This is a genomic window from Pedobacter sp. TM02, from assembly GCF_059705275.1.
The window spans coordinates 4,356,028-4,374,734 of record NZ_AP046530.1; the positions used below are offsets into that span (position 1 = coordinate 4,356,028).

An 18,707-nucleotide genomic window follows, 5' to 3' on the forward strand; every position below is an offset into this window, starting at 1 on the left:
AAATCTAAGATGTCTGAGGTGGTAGAATAAGATAGGATTACCTCGAACTATACGTGACAACCGGAATGATCATCTCCTCCAGCGAAATGCCTCCGTGCTGGAAGGTTTCGTTGTAATAGTTCACAAACTGGTTGTAGTTGTTCTGGTAAACGAAATACTGGTCTTCCTTGGCAAAAATATAGTTGGAGCTGATGTTGATCTTCGGCAATTGCGCCTCGTGCGGATTTTTGATCAGGAACACTTCTTTCGGATTAAAATTAAGGTTGCGCCCCTGTTTGTAGCGCAGGTTGGTATTGGTATTCCTATCGCCGATTACCTTGCTCGGATGCTTTACCCTAATGGTACCATGATCTGTTGTAATGATCAGTTTTACCCGTTTTTGAGAGATTTTTTTAAGCAGGTCTAGCAAAGGCGAGTGCTCGAACCACGACAAGGTCAAAGAACGGTAGGCTGCATCGTCGTTGGCCAGCTCGCGGATCATCTGCATATCGGTGCGGGCATGAGAAAGCATATCCACAAAGTTGTAAACCAGGGCATTAAACTCGTTTTGCATCAGGTTGTTTACCTGTTCGGTAAGCTCTTTCCCCTGGTCGAAAGTCAGGATCTTATGGTAGCTGAATTTGCAGTCCTTGCGCAGGCTGCGCTTGATCTGCTCGCCCAAAAACGTTTCCTCGTGCAGGTTTTTGCCCCCTTCGTCGTCGTCGTTTTGCCACAATGCCGGAAAACGCTTCTCCATTTCTAAAGGCATGAGGCCCGAAAAAATGGCGTTACGGGCATATTGGGTAGCCGTAGGCAAAATACTCGAATAGGTATCTTCTTCATCCAGGCGGAAATATTCGGTAATCAGCGGATTGATGATTTTCCATTGGTCGTACCTCAGGTTGTCTATCAAAATAAAGAACACGGGGGTAGTGCTGTTGATGAGCGGAAAAACCTTCTTTTTCAGCAGCTCGTTGGATAACAATGGCGGGTTTCCCTTGCCGTTTACCCAATCCAAATAATGGTTTTCAATAAATTTAGAGAACTGCATGTTGGCCTCCGATTTTTGCATGGTCAAAATCTCATGCATCTGCGGATCGTCGAGCTTTTCGAGTTCCAGTTCCCAAAAAACCAATTTTTTATAAACCTCTACCCATTCTTCATAGCTCAGCTTGTCGTTTAAGGTCATGCCCAAACGCCTAAAATCCTGCTGGTAGGCCGATGAGGTACGCTCGCTCACCAGGCGTTTGTTGTCGATAATTTTCTTGATGGTGAGCAAAACCTGCTTCGGATTAACCGGCTTGATCAGGTAGTCGTCTATTTTCGAACCGATGGCGTCTTCCATCAGGTTTTCTTCTTCGCTTTTGGTAATCAGTACCACAGGCACATCAGACCGGATGTTTTTGATGGCAGAAAGCGTTTCCAATCCGCTCATTCCAGGCATGTTCTCGTCTAAAAACACAAGGTCGAAATGTTCCTTTCCAAAGGCCTCCAGCGCATCGTTGCCATTGGTAAACGTAGTTACCTGATAGCCTTTTTCGTTCAGCAGCAGAATGTGTGGCTTCAGCAAGTTGATTTCGTCGTCGGCCCATAGAATTTTGGTTTCCTGCATTATATCTGTTTTTTATGTAAATTAATTCCATTCAAAGCGCTAGGCTTTTTACTATCGATAAAAATAGCAATTTTTGTACCGTATAATTTAATTTTGAGAATTGAATAAAAAGAAAATAATAAACGACCCGGTGTACGGCTTCATCAGCATCCCATCGGCGTTGATTTATGACCTCATTTCCCATCCGTATTTTCAGCGGCTCAGGTACATCAAGCAATTGGGAATGACCCACTTGGTATATCCCGGCGCTTTGCATACCCGTTTTCACCACGCGTTGGGCGCCATGCACCTGATGGGCCTGGCCATAGAAGTGCTGCGCAGCAAGGGCCATCACATCAGTTTTGAAGAGGAAGAGGCCGCCACCATCGCCATTTTGCTACACGATATAGGACACGGTCCTTTTTCGCATGCACTGGAGCATACGCTCATTACCGGCGTGATGCACGAAGATATTTCGATGCTGATGATGGACCAGCTGAACGAGGAGTTTGACGGGCAGCTCACTACCGCCATCCATATTTTCAGGGGCAAATACCACCGCCGCTTCTTTTGCCAGCTGATTTCTGGCCAGTTAGACCTCGACCGCATGGATTACCTGAACCGCGACAGCTTTTTTACCGGGGTAAGCGAAGGGGTGATCAGTTTCGACCGCATCATTAAAATGTTCAACGTGGTTGACGATCAGCTGGTGATTGAGGAGAAGGGCATTTATTCGATCGAAAAATTTCTGATTGCCCGCAGGCTGATGTATTGGCAGGTTTACCTGCACAAAACCGTCATTGCCGGCGAACAGCTGTTGGTAAAGATCTTGGAAAGGGCCAAAGAGCTGGCTTCTGGCGGGGTCGAGCTTTTTGCCACGCCGGCGCTGCAGCATTTTCTGCAGAACGATATTACCGAACTCAACTTCTTTGACGACGAAACCCATCTGCAGCAGTTTGCCAAGCTCGACGACCAGGATATCTACGCCTCGGTAAAGGTTTGGGCCGACCACGACGACCCGATTTTGTCGCGTTTGTGTCAAATGCTCAATGCCCGCAAGCTGTATAAGGTAGAGATCAGCAATGCCGAGCCTGCTCCAGAAAGGATAGCCGCGCTGGCCGATAAAACCATGCTGGCCCTGCATGTAGACGAAGACGACGTAGCCTATTTTGTATTTACCGATACCATCAGAAACAGAGCTTACAACGCAGGCAATAGCAATATTAACATCCTGATGAAGAATAATGAGCTGGTTGATATTGCAAAAGCCTCGGATTTATCTAACTTAGAATCTTTGGATAAGACGGTAAAAAAACATATTCTTTGTTACGTGAGAGGCATTTAGCATTTTTTAACAAAATTAAAGGGCGCAAAAGCCGTTTTTGTCTTATCCTTGTAACAATTAACAGCCGTTGTTTATTTGTTCATATCAATTTAACATTTAACTTTGTAAGATGCAATTTACTGCCAAGCAGATAAGCGAATTTTTAGATGGAACTATTGAAGGAGATGAGACCGCTACGGTCAAAGAGCTCTCCAAAATAGAAAGTGGAGGTGCTGGTTCGCTATGCTTTTTATCCAACCCCAAGTACGAAAGCTACTTGTACACTACACAGGCTTCTGTAGTGATCGTATCGAGGGATTTTGTGCCCGCGCAGCCCGTAAATTGTACGCTGATCAAGGTAAAGGATCCTTACAGCTCTTTTTCTATCCTTTTAGAAAAATACAACGAAGTAGTTAACCAAGACCGCACCACACCAGGCATCGATCAGCCTTGTTTTATACATCCTTCGGCAAAAATTGGCAAGAACGTTTATATCGGGGCCTTTTGTACCATCGAAGAAAACGTGGTGATTGGCGATAACTGCAAAATCTATACCCAGGCTTATATCGGTGCCGACACCCAGATTGGCAATGATGTAATGCTTTATCCCGGCGTTAAAATATACAACCGTACCATTTTGGGCAATCGCATAACCATTCATGCCAATGCGGTAATTGGCAGCGATGGCTTTGGCTTTGCGCCCCAGCCCGATGGTACTTACAATAAAATTGCCCAGATTGGCAATGTAGTGGTTGAAGATGACGTAGAAATTGGGGCCAATACCACCATAGATAGGGCCACTATGGGCTCTACCTTTATCCGTAAAGGCGCCAAGCTCGACAACCTGATCCAAATTGCGCACAATGTTGATGTGGGCGCACACTCGGTGGTGGCGGCACAGAGCGGCATTTCGGGCAGCACCAAACTTGGCGATAATTCGGTAATCGGAGGCCAGGTAGGCATTGCGGGCCACTTGAATTTGGGCAAAGGCACACAAGTGGGTGCACAAGCCGGGATCAATTTCAATACAGAAGACAATAAACAATGGCACGGAAGTCCGGCGCAGCCGTTAAAAGAATGGATGCGTTCTACCGTTATATTTAAGAAGCTGCCCGAGGTAGAAAAACGGGTACGCGAATTAGAGGCCAAAATTGCTGAACTTAATGCGCTCATCGAACAGATTACGACAACACAGAATAGATAATGAACGTTAAGCAAAAGACGATAAAGGGCGAAATATCAGTTAAAGGCGTAGGCTTGCATACTGGTGCAAATGTGACGTTAACATTTTGTCCCGCTCCAGAAAACCACGGGTTTAAATTTCAGCGGATCGACCTTCCAGGTCAGCCGATTGTTGAAGCCGACTGCGACAATGTAACCGATACGGCCCGTGGCACTACCATTAGCCAAAACGGAGCAAGCGTAAGTACCGTAGAACACGTTATGGCATCGTTGGTGGGCATGGACCTAGACAACGTGTTGCTGAAGCTCGACGGTCCCGAAACCCCGATTATGGATGGAAGCGCCATTCAGTTTATCGAGGCTTTGGAAGAGGTGGGCGTAGTTTCGCAAAGTGCCGACAGAGAATATTTTACCATTCCACATAACATTACCTATACCGAGGCCGACAGAAAGGTAGAAATTGTGGCCATGCCGCTTGACGATTACCGTTTTACCTGCATGATCGACTACAATTCGCCGGTTTTGGGCAGCCAGCACGCCGGGATCTCGAGCATTGCCGAGTTTAAGAAGGAAATCGCCTCGTGCCGTACCTTCTGCTTTCTGCACGAACTGGAGTACCAGCTTAAAAATAACTTGATTAAAGGAGGCGACCTGAACAATGCCATCGTTATTGTTGACAAGGAGGTAACCCGCGAGGAGCTCGACCATTTGGCCACCATCTTTAAAAGAAAAGCCATCGAAGTAGCGCCACAAGGTATTTTAAATAACATGGAGCTCCGTTACCAAAACGAGCCTGCCCGTCATAAACTGTTAGACATGATTGGCGATCTGGCTTTGGTAGGCGTTCACCTGAAAGGCCACATCATGGCGGCCAGGCCAGGTCATGCCGCTAACGTTGCCTTTGCCAAAAGGATTAAGGCAGCCATTAAAAAGGAAAAAGGCAAAAAAATACAAAAAGTATACGATCCCAACACCAAGCCTATTTTTGATGTGGTACAGGTAATGGATATCCTGCCGCACAGGCAGCCGTTCTTGTTTGTGGATAAAGTTATAGAGCTTTCGAAAACCCACGTGGTTGGCGTAAAGAACGTAACCATGAACGAGGAGTTCTTTAAAGGGCATTTTCCGGGTGCACCGGTAATGCCAGGGGTAATACAAATCGAATCGATGGCTCAAGTGGGTGGCATTTTGGTGCTCAGCACCGTGCCCGACCCAAGAAACTACCTAACCTATTTCCTTAAAATAGACAATGTGCGTTTTAGGGCGCAAGTATTGCCTGGAGATACCCTAATATTCAGGTGCGACCTGATGGAGCCCATGCGCAGGGGCATTGCCCAAATGAAGGGCGTAGGCATGGTTGGCGATAAAGTAGTAGTAGAGGCCGAAATGATGGCCCAAATAGTAAAAGTTAAAGACAGCGAAACAGCATAATGATACAACCTCTAGCTTATATACACCCCCAAGCAAAAATTGCGGACAATGTAGTTGTTGAGCCCTTTGCGGTTATTCATAAAGACGTAGAAATTGGCGAAGGAACTTGGATTGGGTCTAACGTAGTCATTATGGACGGTGCGCGCATCGGTAAAAACTGCCGTATTTTCCCGGGCTCGGTTATTTCGGGCATTCCGCAGGATTTGAAGTTTGCCGGCGAAGTAACCACTGCAGAAATCGGCGACAATACCACCATTCGCGAATGCGTAACCATTAACCGCGGCACCAAAGACAAATGGAAAACGGTAATTGGCAGCAACTGTCTGATTCAGGCTTATTCGCACATTGCACACGACTGCGAAGTAGGCAACAACTGTATCTTTTCTAACAGTACTACCTTGGCCGGACACATTACCATTGGCGATTATGTGGTGCTGGCAGGCTTGGTGGCCATCCACCAGTTTGTAAAAGTGGGTTCGCACGCCTTTGTAACCGGTGGTTCGTTGGTGCGTAAAGATGTTCCCCCTTATGTAAAGGCCGCACGGGAGCCGCTATCTTACGTGGGTATCAACTCGGTAGGCTTGCGTCGCAGAGGTTTCTCGCCAGAAAAAATAAACGAGATACAAGAAATTTATCGCGTACTTTTTGTAAAGAACAACAACGTAACCAAGGCATTAGACATTATTGAAGCCGAGTTTCAGCCAACCGAAATCCGCGATGAAATCGTTGATTTTATCCGCAACTCGAACCGCGGCGTAATGAGAGGCTTCGGAACCAGCGGTTAAATTGCTCAAAGCTTTGCCAATCCCGGCGTAAATCATTAATGGAAATCAAGCTCGATCATATTGGCAGGCGCTTTAACAAGGAATGGATCTTCAGAAATGTAGATTATCGCTTTGTTTTGGGTCAAAAATATGCGGTTTTGGGGCCCAATGGCTCTGGAAAGTCGACCTTATTGAGTATTTTGCTGGGCAATCTTACGCCATCGGAAGGCGAATTGAAATACAGCAACCCCGATACGCCGGTAGAGAAAGTGTACCAGCATCTGAGCTTTGCCGGACCTTACCTCGACTTGGTAGAGGAGTTTAGCCTAACCGAAACCATCAACTTTCATTTCCAGTTTAAAAACTACGCCCAAGGCCTCGATTCCAGGGCACTGATTGACATTTTGGGGCTCGAAAAAGCCAAAGACAAGGCGCTGAAGCATTTTTCGTCGGGCATGAAGCAACGCACCAAGCTGGCTTTGGCCTGTTGCGCCGATACGCCGATCTTGATTTTAGATGAGCCTACCTCCAATCTCGACGAGCAGGGGGTGGCCTGGTATCATGAGCTGATGGGCCGTTTTGCCGGCAACAGGATTACGGTTATCGGTTCCAACCAGGCTCACGAATACGATTTTTGCGAGCATCGGCTAAACATTACAGATTATAAGTAAGCCGGACAGGATGAAGAAGATGACAAAATATGTTCTATAATTACCGATAAATAAATACTTTTACCTTAGAAATTTCGGTCAAAAAATGGCCTATTTCTGTTTAAAAGCAACATTAAAAAATATTTTAAAATTACTATTGTATAATTAAAAAATAGTCTATACCTTTGCGCCACGAAAAAGCGACATAGGAATAGGCGCAATTTCAAACCAAATGGCAAAAGCATCAGACATTAAAAACGGCAACATTCTTCGCTTCAACGGAGATTTGGTACAAGTAGAAGAATTTATTCATCGTACGCCGGGCAATTTAAGAGCTTTTTATCAAGCTAAAATGCGCAATGTTAAAACAGGAAAATCGGTAGAGTACCGTTTCCGTGTTGACGAAGAGGTGGAGATTTGCCGTGTGGAAACCAACGACTACCAATATCTTTACGAAGATGGCGATTCGTTGGTGGTAATGGACAACACCAGTTACGAACAATACACCGTGCCTAAGTTCTTATTTGGCGAAGGGGTAAAGTTCTTGAAAGAAGGCTTGAACGTAATCGTAGCCTTTGAAAGCGACGAGCCAATCATGGCGCAATTGCCTTCGAACGTGGAGTTGGAAATTACCTATTCTGAGCCTGCAGTAAAAGGCAATACTTCTACCAACGCGATGAAATACGCAACTGTAGAAACAGGGGTAGAAATTAAAGTCCCAATGTTTATTAACCAAGGCGACAAAGTTAAGGTTGATACACGCACAGGAGACTATATTGAAAGAGTAAAATAATAAATTTTCATAGTTTAGTTTTAGGTTTAGGTTGATTGTGGCTTCGGAGTGGTTCCCGAAGCCATATTTTTTTTATATTGGCCCAAACATCCATCGCCATGCGCAAAGCCGACCTCCGCAAACAAGCCTTACGGCAACGAAATTCGCTAGGCGAACAAGAGCTCGCCGAATTGAACAAAAAGCTGTTGGAGCGCTTTAAAACACTCGATTTTTCCAACGTAAAAAGTCTTCATATCTTTTTGCCCATCCTCAGGCATAAAGAACCCAATACTTGGCCGTTGATCGATTGGTTGCGGCGCCAACACCCGGAGATAAAAATAATTGTGCCCAAGGCCGATTTCGAATCGAACCTGATGAGCCATTTCCATTACCAGGGCCAGTCTGATTTAGCCCTTAACCGGTTTGGCATTCCCGAGCCTCAAAATGCCGATGCTTTTGAAGGAACGCCCGATATGGTGCTGGTGCCTTTGCTGGCTTTTGACGAGCGAGGCTACCGCGTGGGCTATGGCAAGGGCTTTTACGACCGCTTTTTGGAAAATTTAGATACCCAAAAAATAGGATTATCTTTTTTTGATGCGGCAGCACAAATTAATGATGTACATTTGAATGATATCCGCTTGGATAAATGCATTACCCCCGACCGAATTATCGACTTTACGCTTAACAACCATGGAAAAGGACTTTAGAATTACCTCTGCCAAGCAGTACGAAGAAACCATGATCACCATTTTCGAAATGCAGGAGCAGGAAGAGCCGCTTAACGCCCAGCAAAAGGCCGACATGGAAATCATGATGAAAGCCGCCGAGCGTTACGAGGAAGAAGAGCTTTAAATTGTTGTGATTATTGGGCAATAGCGTACACTTGCGAAATCCCTAAAACTCCGCAAGTGTAGCAAGCCTAGGGCTTCTTTTTAATCGCTTCGAGCAAATCGGCCAATTCCTTTACTTTTTCAGGATACTTTTCAGCCAGGTTGCTTTTTTCGGCTATATCTTCTGTTAAATGGTAAAGTTGTGGCGTAGGGTAGTTGCCTGTTTCGATATCGACCAGCTTATCCATAGCGGGCCCATTATTTGGCGAAATGTATTTCCAGCCATCTTTTACCAATGATAGTGAACGGGAGTGCTTAACCAAAGTGGTTCGCCCTTTGTCGCTTTTGCCCAGAAGGGCGTTTAGTGTGTTTTCGCTGTCTGTGGCTTCGCCGGCAGGTATTTTCACATGAAGAAGGCTGGCAAAAGAGGCGATCAGGTCCATTTGGCAAACCATGGCCGCAGAAACGCCGGGCTTAACCGTGCCTGGCCAGCTTACCACAAAAGGCACCCGTGTTCCGGCTTCCAGCGAGCTGTATTTGCCCCCTCTTAAAGGCCCTGTTGGCGTATGTCCGTTAAGTTGGGTTACAGCCTCATCTTGATAGCCGTCGTCTAATACGGGGCCGTTATCGCTGCTGAAAATAATCAACGTGTTTTTGCTTTGTCCGCTTGCTTCCACTTGCTTCATGATTTCGCCTACGGTCCAGTCGAGCTGCAGAATGGCATCGCCACGGTAGCCCAAGCCGCTCTTGCCTTTGAACATGGTGGCAGGCATGCGCGGCACATGAGGCTCGGTTAAGCAGAAATAAAGGAAATACGGCTTAGCCGTATGTGTGGCGATGAAATTTTTGGCTTTGGATAAAAAGGTCGTCGATACCTCTTCGTCAACCCAACGCGCCCTTTGGCCACCACTCATGAAACCAATGCGGCCAATGCCGTTTACAATGGTGGCATCGTGGCCCTGGCCTGGCGACGACTTCATTTTAAGCAGCTCAGGGTGCTCTTTACCCGTTGGGTCATTGCCCACCTTGGTTTTATAGTTCACCTCAATTGGATCTTTCAAGTCGAGCGCCAATACCTTTTGGTTCTCTAAAAATACGGTAGGTACGCGATCGGCCGTTGCCGGAAAAATAAAGGAATAATCGAAACCCACCTCGTTTGGACCTGGCTTGATCTCGCCGTTCCAGTCTTTGGCCACTTGCGTTCCTAATCCAAGGTGCCATTTGCCTACAATGCCGGTGGCATATCCTGCTTGTTTGAATACCTTGGGCAGGGTCATTTTGTCTGTCGGAATAATCAGGGCCGCATCGCCGGGCAATACCCCTGTGCCCTGTTTGCGCCACGGATATTGGCCCGTCATTAAGGCATAGCGAGAAGGCGTACAGGTTGAAGAAGTGGCATTGCCATTGGTAAAACGCAGCCCCTGCTTGGCCAGCTTGTCAAGGTTAGGCGTATGGAGCTTGGTGGCGCCGTAGCAACTCAGGTCGCCGTAGCCCAAATCATCAGCGTAAATGTAAATGACGTTGGGCTTGGTGTACATGGTTTTTTGCTGGGCTAAGGCATGCCCAACTAAGGCCGTTGCAAAAGCAAAGGCCAGGATGATTTTTTTCATAGGTGATGTATATCAGGTTAAACGTTACTGTTCAGGTAGTTTTTAATAAAATCGGTCACCAAATAGGCTATGGTTTTACCGGTGCCTAAATCTTCGCGGCCGTTGGCCAATTTAGTGGCTCCTTCGCAAATATGCAAATAGCTCCATTTTTTGCGGTTGTGTAAAAGCATGCGGCGAATATCGTTCAGGGCAAACCCAGACGGACTGCTGGCGCTCGACAATACGTTTTCGATGCTGTCTAAATCAATCTCGAGACCTAATGGCGTATCGAGGTCTTCGATAAACGATTGCCATTCATGGCAGATCGACGGGCTTTGCAACAGATCTTCAAAATAACGTGCTTTTAGGTTGCTACTGTTTGCTATATGGCTTGGCAGTGCTTTGTTTACGTAGTTTTGGTGCAGGCCAAAAATGCGGTATTGGTTTAAATAGCCATTGGCTAGGGCATGGCTAAAGCCGTTGCCGCTGTGCCTGCCTTCTTCGGTGTTTCGCAAGTCGGCATGGGCATCGATATTAACCACGTTAAGTGCTTGTTGTTGCGCTAAAAAAGCGCCCCAGATGATAGGAAAAGCATTGTTGTGGCCTCCGCCAATCACAATTGGAATTTTACCGGCCGCCACAATCAACTGGATTACAGGGTAAACCAAAAGGTCTATCGCTACGGTTTTGCCTCTTAACGCCGTTACCAATTGATCCAAGGGCTCGGCTATATCAAAATGGCCAAGCACCAAAATTTCTTCGCCACTTAAAAACGGATTGCTTTGGATATTAAGCAGGGTTTTCAAGGCTGCTGGCCAGGCGCTGGCTGTGCCGCCGGTTCCATAATTTGCCCTTACGCCAATGTCTTCGGGGATGCCCAGCAACACAAATTTGGCCGTAGAATTTTTGAGGCTTGTTAAGGTGATGCCATCTTCCGGGGCAGTTTCGCGATGGTCATGATGATAGACCTGTACTTTTTCGCCCAATTTGGTTTCGCCGTGACGGGTATTTACCAGCTCCAGAATATCGCCCTGCGTATAGATCCGGAGTCTATCCATGGTAAACCTCTCCGTTTAAAATAACCGTTTCTACTTGTGATTGACCAAAGCTGTAAGGCAAAAATGCTAAGGAAGGCATGGGCCTGGTGATGAATAAATTGGCCCTTTTGCCCAAGGCGATACTGCCCAGTTCGTGGCTCATTTCCATTGCTGCTGCGCCATTCAAGGTACAGGCATTAATGGCTTCTTGTGGCTGTAGTTTTAGCTTGATACACCCTAACGAAACCACAAAATTCATATTGCCCGATGGGGTAGAACCTGGATTATAATCGCTTGCTAAAGCCACAATGGCATTGGCATTGACCAAGCCTCGGGCATTGGCAAACGGAATACCCAAGTAAAAAGAACACGAAGGCAAAAGGGTAGCGATGGTGTCGCTGCTCGATAAACAAGCCAGTACCGAACCATCGGTTTCTTCCAAATGGTCGACCGATACGGCATGGTGCTGTACACCGATTTGTACCCCGCCCGAAACCGAAAGCTGGTTGGCGTGTATTTTGGGTTTGAGGCCATACTGGGCACCTGCGCTGAGCAATTCGTCGGTTTCGCTGATGGAAAAGAAACCCTGCTCGCAAAAGACATCCATGTAGTTGGCCAGGTTTTCTTTGGCTACGGCAGGCAACAATTCTTCGATAATGAGCCTGATATAGCCGGTATGATTATTTTTATAGGCTTGCGGATAGGCATGCGCCGCCAATAAAGTGGCTTTGATCGGAATAGGGAAAGTTTGCTTTAAACGCTGAATGACCCGCAACATTTTCAGTTCGCTGGCCACGCTCAAACCATAGCCGCTCTTGATTTCTACGGCACCCGTGCCTTGTTTGATCATGTCGCGCAACCGGGCACTGGCACTTTCAAAAAGATCGTCTTCGCTGGCATCCTGTAGCTTGCGGGCAGAGTTGAGGATTCCTCCCCCAGCAGCGGCAATTTCCTCATAGCTTTTTCCGGCAATTTTGAGGGCAAATTCCTCTTCGCGTGGAGCGGCAAAAACAATATGCGTGTGGCTATCGCACCAGGAAGGGAAAACGTAACGGCCTTTTGCCGAGATTTGAGACGGGAGGGTTGAGATTTGGGCCGGAATCGAATCCATCGTGCCAAAATCTTTGATTAAGCCGTCTTCTAACAGGATCCATGCATCTTCCAAAACGGGCAAATCGGCCAGCTCTTGTCCGCGGAGCGACAGCTTTTCTTTGGGATGAACGCCAACCAGGCCTTTAATGTTTGTAATCAGCATAACGTAGGATCAAGTAGCCGGCAGTAAGCCCGCCTGTTTATCAATCAATTTCTAATAAAACCGGACAATGGTCTGAATGCAGGGCATCGGGTAAAATCCTTACATTTTTTAAACGATGCTCCATCGGCAGCGAAGCCAAATGGTAGTCGATGCGCCAGCCCAGGTTCTTGCCACGTGCACCGGCACGGTAGCTCCACCAGGTGTAGTGGTGCGGGTCTTTGTTAAAGTGCCTGAACGAATCGATAAAACCATTGTTCATAAACAGTTCCATCCACTCGCGTTCTTCGGGCAAAAATCCCGACGAGTTGGCATTTGACTTAGGGTTATGGATATCAATAGGTTTGTGGCAGATGTTGTAATCGCCCGAAATGATCAAATTGGGATGGAGCTTGCGCAACTCGTCGATGTACACATCGAAAAAGCGCATGAATTCGTATTTTTTCAATTGCCTTTCATCGCCGCTCGAACCCGAGGGCATGTAGAGGCTCATCAGCGAAAAATCATCAAAATCGGCTCTTAAAATTCGGCCTTCGGCATCAATCCAGGCTTCGCCACAGCCATAGGCGATGTGGTTGGGCTTAATTTTGGTGAGGATGGCAACACCACTATAGCCTTTTTTCTCGGCCGGAAACCAGTAATGATGATAACCCAGCTGCTCAATGAGCGCTAAAATATCCGGAATCTGCTCTTGAAGGGCCTTTACTTCCTGCAGGCAGACCATATCGGCATCGGTGGCCTGTAGCCAGTTGAAAAGACCTTTGGTGGCAGCGGCTCTGATGCCGTTAACGTTATAGGAAATGATTTTCATGTATTATGTATTCTTTTGGCGGGCCTTTTTGGCCAGCTTTCTTTCAAGCTTTCTGGCTTCGCGATTGGTAAGTACCGAAACGGTCATTTTGATATCTTCCTTTGGGCGATTGTTCTTGTCGGTAACAGCCTCGGCAATTTGGTCGACCATTTCCAGGCCTTTAACCACTTCGCCATAAACGGTATAGTTACGGTCCAGGTGCGGTACGCCGCCAATGGTTTTATATACTTCGCGTTGCCAGGTTGGGATTTTGAATTTCAGTCGTTTTTCTTCGAGCACGTTGAGCATCGAGTCGGTAAAAACCTTGCCTTGTACAATGTAGAACTGGCTGCCACTGGATGCTTTTTCCGGATTGGTGTTGTCGCCTTCCCTGGCGGCCGCCAAAACGCCTTTTTTGTGGAAAAGGCTGTCGCGGAATTCGGCGGGTATGGTATATTTCGGACCGCCGTTGCCCAAAAGCGAATCAGGCTTGGCATTTTTCGAATCGGGGTCGCCACCTTGGATCATAAAGGCTTTGATAACCCGGTGAAACAAGGTGCCATTGTAATAGCCCTCTTTGGCCAGTTTGATAAAATTATCGCGGTGCAAAGGCGTTTCATTGTACAATTTGATGATGCACTCGCCTTTAGCGGTGGTTATCCTAATATATTGGTTTTTGGGCTTGGCGGCAAAAGCCTGCGCAAAGCAGAGGCAAAGCAAAAAGGTAAAAAGCTTTTTCATGTTTGGACTTGGTTGGCGCTAAGTTATAAAATTAAATAATTGGTTCGCTAGTTCGGCTTATTGTTGATGTTGAAAGGTTGAAATGTTGGAAAGATGGATGCATTGCTTAAAGCGTCAAGGTGTAAGTTAAATAGCTGTTAATCTGTTGTTTAAAAATAATCAAAATAAGTGCACCAAACCATATTTACCATTTTTTAACAATTATTCCCCATTGGTTTCAAAAATTTATCTATAGCTTTGCTGCCATGAAGCTGAAGCAAAAACTTGCCCTTGGTCTTTCCGTCTTTTACGTATGCAGCGTAATTGGCGTGGCTTTGAGCATGCACTTTTGCGGGGGCAAACTGGCATCGGTTTCGATGTTTACCAACGAGGTGGCCTGCCAATACTGCAAAGCCGAACCGGTAACCCAAAAAGACGACGGCTGCTGCAAGAATACCAAGGTAGAAGTTAAGGTAAAAGACAACCACAAAGCCGAAAGCTCGTTTAAATGGCCTAAGCTTTTTAGCTTAGAAACCATTCTTGGCCAACGATTGGCCGATTTTTTCAGGCCGTACTTTCCCAATTTCTTCAATAAGGTAGAAAACAAGGCGCCACCCAAATCCACGCGGATTTCTCTGCATCTGCTCAACTGCGTTTTCAGGAATTAGCCTAAATGAACCCCGACCTGCAACGGCATGGCCGTGGTAGGTTTATTAATTTCCCCATGGGGAGATGATGTATTACCGTTCATTTATAAAAATTCAGACATGAAAACGATTAAAATCACGATCGCTTTTTTGATGCTTTTGGCGATAAACAAAGCATCGGCCCAACAAATTACCAACGTAGAGATGCAGGTAACCGGATTAACCTGCTCTATGTGCTCTCAGGCTACCGAAAAATCATTGCGTACCCTGCCATACATCAGCGAGGTAACGCCCGACTTAAACAGAAACCTTTTTGTATTGACCTTTAAAAAAGGCGAGGCTGTAAGCTTTGACCAATTGAACAAAAAGGTTCAGGATGCAGGCTTTTCGGTTGGAAAATTAGAAGCCACCATCAATTTTAACCAGGCGCAGATAGACGATAACGGACAAGCCATTGTGGGCAATAATGTTTATCGTTTTGCCAATGCCAAAAGCAAGGTGCTTAATGGGCCGGTTAAGGTTAGCATAATCGACAAAAACTTTATCTCGAACAGCGCGTTCAAACAAAAAGCCAGTACGGTTAAGTTCGATTCTTATGCCAGTGGCATGGGGGTGGTTAACGGCAAAAAAACCAGGATTTACCACCTTAGCATTTAATTGGGCATGATGAAGAAAATCATCTTTGCTGTGCTTTGCCTATGCAGTGCACAGGGCCTGTTTGCACAAGAGTTATATGTTTATACTGAACCGGCCAGCAATATGCCCGCCAAGTCTATCGGCGTAAGGCTAACCAACGAGGGTATGTTCAGTCCCGATTTCAGAAGCCGTACCATAGGCGAGGTAATGTTGGGTTTCAACAAGAACCTGATGTTCCATGCCCAAGGCTTTCTGTCTGATATGGACGGCAATTACCGTTTAGAAGGAGGCAGTTTTTACGCCAAATACAGGTTTTTGTCGCTCGACGATGCCCACAGCCATTTCCGCGCGGCCGCTTATGGCAGAATCAGCACCAGCAAAAGGCCAACATTTACCGAAGATATCAACTTAGAAGGCGATAACAGCGGCTGGCAAGGCGGCCTGATTTTTACCCAACTGTTGCATAAACTGGCCCTTTCGGCCACTTTGGGCTATAGCCAGGCTTTTGATAGGCCCAGCAAGCAGGTGGCTGGCATGCCCGCACCCGATCAGATGCTCAACTACAGCCTTTCGTCGGGCTATTTGTTGCTGCCTGTGGTGTACAAGAACTATAAGCAGCCCAACTTTAACCTGTACCTGGAAGTTTTGGGCAAAACCAATCCGGGCAACGGCCATTCTTATGTAGATTTGGCCCCGGCGGTACAGCTCATCCTCAACAGCCAAACGCGTATCGACCTGGGTTACCGCTTTCAGGCTGCCGGTAACCTCGACAACAGGTACCTTAAAAACATGTATATGGCCAGGGTAGAATTTAATTTTTTTAACGTCTTAAAATAAACAACAATGAAAAGAGTATTTTTAATGATCGCTGTATGCAGCGTAACAATCTTCGCCGCTCAGGCACAAACCGCAACCCAAACGGCCTTTGGCAAAACCCTGCAGGCTTATTTCGAGGCCAAAAATGCCTTGGCTACCGATAATGTGGCCAAAGCTGGCGTGGGCGCCAAAAGCCTGTTGGCCAACTTGGCCGCTTTTCCGGTAAAAACGTTGCCTGCTGCACAACAGGCCGAGTGGAAAAAACAGAGCGACGAACTGAAGAAATACGCAGCTCCGATGGTCGCCGAAAAAGACCTGAAAGCTCAAAGAAAAAGCTTCGAAAATGTTTCTTCGGCCATGATTAAACTGGTAAAAGCCGTAAATTTAAATAGCAATGAGGTTTATGTACAATACTGTCCGATGGTAAAAAGAAGTTGGCTAAACGAAGTAGAAGCGGTGCAAAATCCGTTTTACGGCAGCAAAATGTACGATTGCGGCGAAGTAACCGAAACTATTGCCAAAAAGTAGATGGTACTGCATGTCAAAAATATGGTGTGCACCCGGTGCAAAATGGTGGTTAAGGCCGAGCTCGAACAGCTGGGCTTTAACCCTGTTGCCGTTAATTTGGGCGAAGTAGAGCTCTCGCAGGAAAGCTTGACGCAGGCACAAACAAACACGATTGCCGAGGCATTGGCCAAATTTGGCTTTGAGCTGCTGGCCGATAAAAAGAAACAATTGGTAGAGCAGGCCAAAACGGCAATTATTGAGCAGGTGCATTATGCTACCGAACCTTTAAAAGTTAACTTTTCAGATTACCTGAGCCAAAAGCTGGGCATAGAATACGGCACGCTAAGCGCGGTGTTTTCTGAAACGGAGCACAATACCATCGAAAAATATGTAATCCAGCAAAAGATAGAGAAAGTAAAAGAGCTGCTTACCTATGGCGAAAGCTCGTTAAGCGAAATGGCCTACCTGCTCAATTACAGCAGCGTAGCGCATTTGTCGGCCCAGTTTAAGAAAATAAGCGGGCAAACGCCATCGGCTTATAAGCAGTCTCAACAGGCATCGCGCAGAACCCTAGACGAAATCTAGGGTTTTTGTTTTCTTACCATAGGTCAACCACAACGAACATAACAGGTTGTACTTTTGTTTATTACTCAAAACATAAACTCAAATACAATGAAAAAGTTATTCCTGTTTCTAGTGGCGAGCAGCATCAGCATGGCTGTTTTTGCCCAAACCAAATACACGGTAGATCCGATGCACTCTTTTGTAGGCTTCGACGTTAAACACATGGGCATTTCTTTTGTAGAAGGTTCGTTTAAAAAATTCGACGGTTCTTTTACGGCCAGCAAAGCCGATTTTAGCGATGCCAAGATCAACTTTACGGTTGATGTGGCCAGCATCAGCACCAGCGTGGAAATGCGCGACAACCACTTGAAAACCGACGATTTCTTCAATGCCGAGAAATTCCCGAAAATGACTTTTGAGAGCACTTCGTTTAAAAAAGTGTCCACAAAATCATCGAAACAAACAACCGGCAACTATGTACTGAAGGGCAAGCTGACCATTAGGGATGTGACCAAAGACGTAGATTTTCGGGTGAATTATGGTGGCACTGCTAAAGACCAGCAAGGAAACACCAAGCTAGGTTTTCAGGCCACAACCACCATCAACCGCTTGGATTATAACATTAAATACGATCCAACAGGTGCTGGCGTGGCCAAAGACGTAAAGATTACGTTGAACCTCGAATTTGTACAGGCAAAATAAGCCCTAAATTTTTAAGTCCATGAACACATTAAACCAATTTAAAAACTTCACTTCCGGATTAAGCGCAACCGAACTGATGCCCGTACTTTTTATGGGGCATGGCTCGCCCATGAACGGGATAGAAGTAAATGAGTTTAGTGCCAAATGGGCCGAAATAGCAAAAAATATCCCCGTGCCACAGGCTGTATTGGTGGTTTCGGCGCATTGGTTTACCCGTGGCACGAGGATTACTGCGATGGATTTTCCACCAACCATCCACGATTTTGGGGGCTTTCCGCAGGCTTTGTTCGATGTGCAATATCCGGCTCCCGGCAATCCGCAATTGGCGCAGGAAACCGCCGAATTGATCAAGGGAGCCTCGGTAATTCTCGACCACGATTGGGGCCTGGACCACGGTGCTTGGTCGGTGGTCAAAAACATGTATCCCGAAGCCAATATTCCAGTCCTGCAGCTCAGCATCGATTATACCAAAGATGCCCGCTACCATTATGAATTAGCCCAAGAATTAGCTGCGTTGAGACGTAAAGGGGTGTTGATTTTGGGCAGCGGCAACATGGTGCACAACTTGAGGATGATGAGTTGGGAAATGATCAATGGCGGCGGCTATGATTGGGCTTTGGAAATGGACGAAAAATTCAAATCGCTGATCCTGAACAGAGACCATAAGCCGCTCATCAATTACCAACAAATGGGCAGCGCGGCCTTATTGGCCATCCCAACCCCCGAGCACTACCTGCCTTTGATGTATGCTTTGGGCCTGCAACAGGCAAACGAAGAAGCAAGCCTGTTCAACGACAAGGCCGTAGGGGGTTCACTAACCATGACTTCGGTAAAAATTGGCGCTTAAACACCTGTAATTATATAAATCTTTTTGGTCAGGATATAACAGCAAAGGCTTGGCTTGTAGGTAATTTTGTCTATCAA

At 46.4% G+C, this 18,707-nt stretch carries 21 protein-coding genes; 15 read left to right on the forward strand and 6 right to left on the reverse strand.

The genetic code is table 11. The features are described 5' to 3' along the window. Positions 1-37: 37 nt before the first annotated feature. A complete protein-coding gene (porX, locus tag AC6H1S_RS18840) occupies positions 38-1,591 on the reverse strand; it encodes a T9SS response regulator signal transducer PorX (protein ID WP_497564616.1) in 1,554 nt (517 codons plus the stop codon). 100 nt (positions 1,592-1,691) lie between these two features. Between porX and AC6H1S_RS18845 the strand changes: the two genes are divergently transcribed. The 8 genes from AC6H1S_RS18845 (at position 1,692) to AC6H1S_RS18880 (ending at position 8,545) form a co-directional block, all read left to right on the forward strand. After that, positions 1,692-2,915, forward strand: coding sequence for an HD domain-containing protein (locus tag AC6H1S_RS18845; RefSeq protein WP_497564617.1), 1,224 nt, complete (start codon positions 1,692-1,694; stop codon positions 2,913-2,915). Positions 2,916-3,024: 109 nt separating this feature from the next. After that, entirely contained in the window at positions 3,025-4,098 is a 1,074-nt protein-coding gene (gene lpxD, locus AC6H1S_RS18850) for a UDP-3-O-(3-hydroxymyristoyl)glucosamine N-acyltransferase (RefSeq protein WP_199137293.1), read from the forward strand. Then, complete coding sequence (locus AC6H1S_RS18855) at positions 4,098-5,507, forward strand: bifunctional UDP-3-O-[3-hydroxymyristoyl] N-acetylglucosamine deacetylase/3-hydroxyacyl-ACP dehydratase (protein WP_199137291.1); 1,410 nt, start codon at positions 4,098-4,100, stop codon at positions 5,505-5,507. The genes lpxD and AC6H1S_RS18855 overlap by 1 nt, the downstream gene beginning before the upstream one ends. After that, positions 5,507-6,292 carry an acyl-ACP--UDP-N-acetylglucosamine O-acyltransferase gene (gene lpxA / locus AC6H1S_RS18860; RefSeq protein WP_199137289.1) on the forward strand — a complete coding sequence of 262 codons (786 nt, stop codon included), beginning with the start codon at positions 5,507-5,509 and terminating at the stop codon, positions 6,290-6,292. Before AC6H1S_RS18855 ends, lpxA begins: the two co-directional genes overlap by 1 nt. A gap of 38 nt (positions 6,293-6,330) precedes the next feature. Continuing rightward, positions 6,331-6,942, forward strand: coding sequence for an ABC transporter ATP-binding protein (locus AC6H1S_RS18865; protein ID WP_497564618.1), 612 nt, complete (start codon positions 6,331-6,333; stop codon positions 6,940-6,942). A gap of 211 nt (positions 6,943-7,153) precedes the next feature. Next, positions 7,154-7,714 (forward strand): elongation factor P, encoded by a 561-nt coding sequence (efp, locus tag AC6H1S_RS18870; RefSeq protein ID WP_199137285.1) that lies wholly within the window; start codon positions 7,154-7,156, stop codon positions 7,712-7,714. Between the two features lie 98 nt (positions 7,715-7,812). After that, the gene (locus AC6H1S_RS18875; protein ID WP_497564619.1) at positions 7,813-8,400 is read left to right on the forward strand and encodes a 5-formyltetrahydrofolate cyclo-ligase; all 588 of its coding nucleotides are present in this window, start codon (positions 7,813-7,815) and stop codon (positions 8,398-8,400) included. After that, a complete protein-coding gene (locus AC6H1S_RS18880; RefSeq protein ID WP_199137280.1) occupies positions 8,384-8,545 on the forward strand; it encodes a hypothetical protein in 162 nt (53 codons plus the stop codon). Before AC6H1S_RS18875 ends, AC6H1S_RS18880 begins: the two co-directional genes overlap by 17 nt. Positions 8,546-8,612: 67 nt before the next feature. Here AC6H1S_RS18880 and AC6H1S_RS18885 read toward each other — a convergent pair whose 3' ends face one another. Genes AC6H1S_RS18885 through AC6H1S_RS18905 form a run of 5 tightly spaced genes read right to left on the reverse strand, consistent with a single transcriptional unit; the run spans position 8,613 to position 13,932 of the window. Then, the gene (locus AC6H1S_RS18885) at positions 8,613-10,133 is read right to left on the reverse strand and encodes a sulfatase family protein (protein ID WP_497564620.1); all 1,521 of its coding nucleotides are present in this window, start codon (positions 10,131-10,133) and stop codon (positions 8,613-8,615) included. 17 nt (positions 10,134-10,150) lie between these two features. Further along, complete coding sequence (locus AC6H1S_RS18890; protein WP_497564621.1) at positions 10,151-11,170, reverse strand: formimidoylglutamase; 1,020 nt, start codon at positions 11,168-11,170, stop codon at positions 10,151-10,153. Further along, positions 11,163-12,404 (reverse strand): imidazolonepropionase, encoded by a 1,242-nt coding sequence (hutI, locus tag AC6H1S_RS18895; protein ID WP_497564622.1) that lies wholly within the window; start codon positions 12,402-12,404, stop codon positions 11,163-11,165. Before hutI ends, AC6H1S_RS18890 begins: the two co-directional genes overlap by 8 nt. A 40-nt stretch (positions 12,405-12,444) precedes the next feature. Beyond that, a complete protein-coding gene (locus AC6H1S_RS18900; RefSeq protein ID WP_199137272.1) occupies positions 12,445-13,212 on the reverse strand; it encodes an exodeoxyribonuclease III in 768 nt (255 codons plus the stop codon). A gap of 3 nt (positions 13,213-13,215) precedes the next feature. Continuing rightward, positions 13,216-13,932 (reverse strand): peptidylprolyl isomerase, encoded by a 717-nt coding sequence (locus AC6H1S_RS18905; protein ID WP_497564623.1) that lies wholly within the window; start codon positions 13,930-13,932, stop codon positions 13,216-13,218. 245 nt (positions 13,933-14,177) lie between these two features. Between AC6H1S_RS18905 and AC6H1S_RS18910 the strand changes: the two genes are divergently transcribed. From AC6H1S_RS18910 to ygiD, 7 genes are all read left to right on the forward strand, one after another. Beyond that, positions 14,178-14,579: an HYC_CC_PP family protein gene (locus AC6H1S_RS18910; RefSeq protein WP_441339457.1), complete on the forward strand. Its 402-nt coding sequence runs from the start codon at positions 14,178-14,180 to the stop codon at positions 14,577-14,579. Positions 14,580-14,678: 99 nt separating this feature from the next. Next, complete coding sequence (locus tag AC6H1S_RS18915; RefSeq protein ID WP_199137266.1) at positions 14,679-15,215, forward strand: heavy-metal-associated domain-containing protein; 537 nt, start codon at positions 14,679-14,681, stop codon at positions 15,213-15,215. A 6-nt stretch (positions 15,216-15,221) separates the two neighbouring features. Further along, complete coding sequence (locus tag AC6H1S_RS18920; protein ID WP_497564624.1) at positions 15,222-16,031, forward strand: hypothetical protein; 810 nt, start codon at positions 15,222-15,224, stop codon at positions 16,029-16,031. A gap of 6 nt (positions 16,032-16,037) precedes the next feature. Next, the gene (locus AC6H1S_RS18925) at positions 16,038-16,538 is read left to right on the forward strand and encodes a DUF3347 domain-containing protein (RefSeq protein ID WP_497564625.1); all 501 of its coding nucleotides are present in this window, start codon (positions 16,038-16,040) and stop codon (positions 16,536-16,538) included. Continuing rightward, positions 16,539-17,102, forward strand: coding sequence for an AraC family transcriptional regulator (locus AC6H1S_RS18930; protein ID WP_497564626.1), 564 nt, complete (start codon positions 16,539-16,541; stop codon positions 17,100-17,102). 87 nt (positions 17,103-17,189) lie between these two features. Continuing rightward, on the forward strand, positions 17,190-17,783 hold the full coding sequence (locus AC6H1S_RS18935) for a YceI family protein (protein WP_199137258.1): 594 nt from the start codon (positions 17,190-17,192) through the stop codon (positions 17,781-17,783). A gap of 19 nt (positions 17,784-17,802) precedes the next feature. After that, a complete protein-coding gene (ygiD, locus tag AC6H1S_RS18940; protein WP_497564627.1) occupies positions 17,803-18,630 on the forward strand; it encodes a 4,5-DOPA-extradiol-dioxygenase in 828 nt (275 codons plus the stop codon). Positions 18,631-18,707 lie beyond the last annotated feature (77 nt).